Genomic DNA, 4,131 nt, shown 5'->3' with positions numbered 1-4,131 from the left:
AGGACGGACGGTTCGTGTTGCTTCCGCTACGTGAGCCCTTCGACACACTCAGGAGAGCCTTGTCGAACTACGAACCGAATCAACTTGCCCAGAGATTCCTATAACTCAAGAAAACCGTCAAGCTGTTGCAACGTGAAGGGTTGCCGAGCGGCAAACGCCTTATCTTCGGCGGTGTTATAACCCCACAACGCAAAAATCAGTTTAACACTTGCAAGCCCGTCGTTTTTCAAAACATTCAACAACGTGGGCAGCCGGTCTTCAACAAAAACAATCGTTTCGTTGGGGTGGGCTTTTAGCAGCCCTTTTAACACCTCCGCCTTGCCCATATTGCGGTCTAGCCCGAAAATCCGCCCGTCCGGGAGATCAATCGCATTGGCTTTCAGTATCTGTTTGACGAACCGCTCCTGCTTGGTGGTGACGACATACCAGGGATGCCGTTGCCCAAGCTTTTGCAACTTTGCCGCTATGCCCTCAAACAAGGGATTCATGTTGACCCAGCCGGCCAAGCCATCAGCAATCCAAACATCCAGGGTTTCCCCAAACAGAATTTTTAGGTCGTCAACAGTGAGTTGCGTATCTTGTAACAAGGCTTGAATTTTGTCGCCATACTCGCTTTAAATGGCTTCGACTGCCTCTTCCAGTTGGAGCAGGCGCATTGCCAATATGGCTTCGTATCCCGTTTCTATGATTGGCCTTACTAACCGGAACCGGCCGATCATCTCTTGAGGAACGGCCTTGGGAATGTCGCCCAAAATACCGGAGGCAGCTTTCCAGCCCGTAATCGCCGTTTCCACCGCGCTATCGCAGATTACGCCGTCAAAATCGAGCGCATAAATCATCGAGTTATATTCATTTTCAAGTTAACAAACAATATGCAGTGCAGAACATCTCATTGATTTTTATGGATTGTAGAGAAGCAATGCACTATCCAATACGGGCTAGCCAATATTTACCGTAATCGCCTTGCTTTCGGTGTAATGCTCCAGCACGGCTGCACCCATTTCGCGCCCCCAACCCGATTGCTTGTAACCCCCGAAGGGCAACGCTGCATCGAAAACATTGTAACAATTGACCCAAACCGTACCGGCTTTTAACTGGTGGGCAATTTTATGGGCTTTGCTGACATCGCGCGTCCACACGCCCGCCGCCAAGCCATAAATCGAATCATTGGCCTTTCGGATTAATTCTTCATCCACCTCTTTAAACGGCATGGCGACGACAACTGGCCCAAAGATTTCCTCCTGCACCACTTTCATTTGCTGCGAGGCATCGACCAGCACCGTCGGCTCGACAAAATAACCGGCACCCTCCCGCTTTTTACCGCCGCAGATAGCCTTGGCACCTTCCTGAAAACCCGAATCCAAGTAGCCACAAACGCGATTGAGTTGCGTGCTGGAAACCAATGGGCCCATTTCGGTTTGCGGATCCAGTCCTGAACCCAACACAATTTTTTTAGCGATATTGGCAACGCCTTCCGCGACTTCATCGAAGATCTCATGGGCGACGTAAAGACGCGAACCGGCGCAGCAACATTGCCCGTGATTGAAAAAAATGGCGTTGGCGGCACCCTGGATCGCCACATCCAAATCAGCATCCTTAAGTACGATATTGGGCGATTTGCCGCCCAGTTCCAGCGTCACTTTTTTTAGATTGCCGGTGGCGGCCTTGACGATCAACCTGCCGACTTCGGTTGATCCTGTGAACGCGATTTTATCGACCATAGGATGCGCGGCCAAGGCAGCCCCGGCGGTTTCGCCAAAACCGGTGATGATATTGACCACGCCATCGGGCAACCCTGCTTCCTGTAGTATTTCCCCCAACCGTAGCGCAGACAATGATGTTTCTTCCGCCACTTTTAACACGACCGTGCATCCTGTCGTCAGTGCGGGAGCCAGTTTCCATGCCGCCATCAATAACGGGAAATTCCACGGAATGATTTGCCCGACGACCCCGACCGGTTCTCGCCGGGTGTAAGAATGAAAGTTACCGCCAGAAACCGATAGGGGAATCGTCATGCCATGCAATTTGGTTGCCCAGCCCGCCATGTAATGAAAAATATCTGCCGCCAGCGCAACGTCGGCGGCACGGGCAACCGTAAACGGCTTGCCGTTATCCAGTGCTTCCAGTTCGGCTAATTCATCGGCATATTTAAGGATTAAATCGCCGATGCGCCACACCAGCTTGCCCCTGTCCGAAGGTGTCATCGTCGCCCACGCCTTGCTCTCCAACGCCGCTCGTGCCGCCTTAACCGCCTTATCGACATCCGCCTTATCGGCTTCAGCGGCATACGCAATGGTTTCACCCGTTGCGGGGTTGGTGACGGGAAAGGTCTTACCGGATGCTGCATGTTCCCAGCGTCCGTTTATCAACATTTGTTTAGGTTGACCAATAAAATCAACCGCTTTAGCGCTTAATGCATTCATGGTGATGCTCCTCGGAAAGTAACTTAGGAAGTAGCCAGTATACCCTTTGCGTTCTAAAACTCCAGCCAGTTATTTTCTACCCTGCCGAATGGCATTGAGGAAAACTCCGAGCATAAGTTTAGTGATCGCCAATTTGCCCAAGATTTTTTCCGTAAGGCATTTGGATGATTATTGCTCGGTAAACTCATCATAAACGGGGATTTCAATATATTCACTTCCCCACCTAAGCCATAGCGCTAATCGTTTAATAGTATCTTCCTGTAGTTTTTTAGTTAGGCCGCATTCCCAGATGATCGCAGCACGCCAACCCATTATTTTAAGTTGGTACAACAACTTTTGGTCGCGCACCACATTACGGGTAAATTTTTTTTGCCAGAATTCGCTGCGGGTCTGTGGGATATGCGCCGCCTTACAGTTCTGGTGTTGATGCCAAAAACAACCATTGATAAAGATAACCGCCTTGTACTTGCGTAACACCAAGTCGGGCGTACCGGGTAATTGCTTAATGTGCAGCCGGAAACGAAAACCTTGACTATGCAGTGCAGAACGCACCCGTTTTTCTGGACGTGTCCCGTAACTACGGACAGCCGCCATAATTCGAGATCGGGTTTCCTTGTCTATGCGGTCAGTCATTGTGTAATCTTTTGCCTGTCTTATGGAGGTTACTGAATACCGTCACAGAGAGCTTCAGTTGGAGTGTATAATAAGGTAAGTGTAATTAAGTGGGCTTTCATGATGTATTCTGTAGCACAAGTTGCCGATATGCTGGGAATTTCTAAAGAAACACTGCGCCGTTGGGATAACAACGGCAAGCTCACCCCAGTCCGAAACCCAGCCAATAATTACAGTTTTTACACCAAAGAGCAACTTAAGCAATTCGATAAACTGCATTTCATTTTTGATGCGTCTGAACGCCAAATCCCTACCGCAGCAAGCACTTATAAGACAATCGAACTCTTTGCCGGTGCGGGTGGGCTCGCTATCGGGCTAGAACAAGCGGGATTGCATACCGTGTTGCTGAATGAAATCGACAAAAATGCTTGTGCAACTTTGCAAGCGAACCGCCCAAACTGGCAGGTTGTATGTGGCGACATTGCCAATTTAGACTTCTCCCCATACAAAAACCAAATTGATGTCATCACAGGCGGTTTCCCCTGCCAGGCATTCAGCTATGCAGGCAAAAAAATGGGCTTTGAGGATGCCAGGGGAACACTTTTTTTCGAGTTTGCACGAGCCATCAAGGAAACCCAACCCAAGCTGTTCATGGCTGAAAACGTGCGGGGGCTGCTCACCCACGATAACGGACGCACCCTGGAAAACATCCAGTCAGTCATTGATGAACTGGGTTACCAGTTACTGGAGCCTCACCTAATGAAAGCCCTCTTCTATCGTGTCCCACAAAAACGAGAACGCTTGATCTTGGTCGGGATACGTAAGGACTTGTCCAAACATGAATTTAGCTGGCCGCGAGAATACCAGAAAATCTATACCATTAAGGATGCCTTGTGCATGGGTGAATTATTTCCTTGTGATGTCACCCTCACCTGGACAAACCTACCCGCTCGGCAAAAAAGCCGTAATGGAACTAGTACCAGAGGGCGGTTACTGGCGTGACCTGCCTTTAGAGGTGCAAAAACACTATATGAAAAAAAGTTTTTACCTAAGCGGGGGTAAAACAGGCATGGCACGGCGGATGAGTTGGAATGAG

At 49.6% G+C, this 4,131-nt stretch carries 5 protein-coding genes; 1 reads left to right on the top strand and 4 read right to left on the bottom strand.

Annotation, left to right across the window (positions count from 1 at the left end; translation table 11 throughout):
• Nucleotides 1–98 precede the first annotated feature (98 nt).
• The 4 genes from ACLQ6D_RS09815 to ACLQ6D_RS09800 form a co-directional block, all read right to left on the bottom strand.
• Nucleotides 99–587 carry an HAD family hydrolase gene (locus tag ACLQ6D_RS09815; RefSeq protein WP_411727105.1) on the bottom strand — a complete coding sequence of 163 codons (489 nt, stop codon included), beginning with the start codon at nt 585–587 and terminating at the stop codon, nt 99–101.
• Between the two features lie 27 nt (nt 588–614).
• A complete protein-coding gene (locus ACLQ6D_RS09810) occupies nt 615–839 on the bottom strand; it encodes a hypothetical protein (RefSeq protein WP_411727104.1) in 225 nt (74 codons plus the stop codon).
• 99 nt (nt 840–938) lie between these two features.
• Nucleotides 939–2,423, bottom strand: coding sequence for an aldehyde dehydrogenase family protein (locus ACLQ6D_RS09805; protein WP_411727103.1), 1,485 nt, complete (start codon nt 2,421–2,423; stop codon nt 939–941).
• A 168-nt stretch (nt 2,424–2,591) separates the two neighbouring features.
• Complete coding sequence (locus ACLQ6D_RS09800) at nt 2,592–3,056, bottom strand: very short patch repair endonuclease (protein ID WP_411727102.1); 465 nt, start codon at nt 3,054–3,056, stop codon at nt 2,592–2,594.
• A 99-nt stretch (nt 3,057–3,155) separates the two neighbouring features.
• On the opposite strand from ACLQ6D_RS09800, the gene dcm reads away from it, so the two are divergent.
• A complete protein-coding gene (gene dcm, locus ACLQ6D_RS09795) occupies nt 3,156–4,037 on the top strand; it encodes a DNA (cytosine-5-)-methyltransferase (protein ID WP_411727101.1) in 882 nt (293 codons plus the stop codon).
• Nucleotides 4,038–4,131 lie beyond the last annotated feature (94 nt).

Origin of the sequence: Methyloglobulus sp., from assembly GCF_046714055.1 — a bacterium.
Classification (GTDB): Bacteria; Pseudomonadota; Gammaproteobacteria; order Methylococcales; family Methylomonadaceae; genus Methyloglobulus.
The sequence above is the reverse complement of the archived record's forward strand: the minus strand, read 5'-3'. Positions and strand labels throughout refer to the sequence as shown.

Coding starts and splice junctions, on each gene's coding strand:
- ACLQ6D_RS09810 (WP_411727104.1), bottom strand. CDS start 839: ATGATTTATGCGCTCGATTTTGACGGCGTAATCTGCGATAGCGCGGTG.
- ACLQ6D_RS09805 (WP_411727103.1), bottom strand. CDS start 2,423: ATGAATGCATTAAGCGCTAAAGCGGTTGATTTTATTGGTCAACCTAAA.
- dcm (WP_411727101.1), top strand. CDS start 3,156: ATGATGTATTCTGTAGCACAAGTTGCCGATATGCTGGGAATTTCTAAA.
- ACLQ6D_RS09800 (WP_411727102.1), bottom strand. CDS start 3,056: ATGACTGACCGCATAGACAAGGAAACCCGATCTCGAATTATGGCGGCT.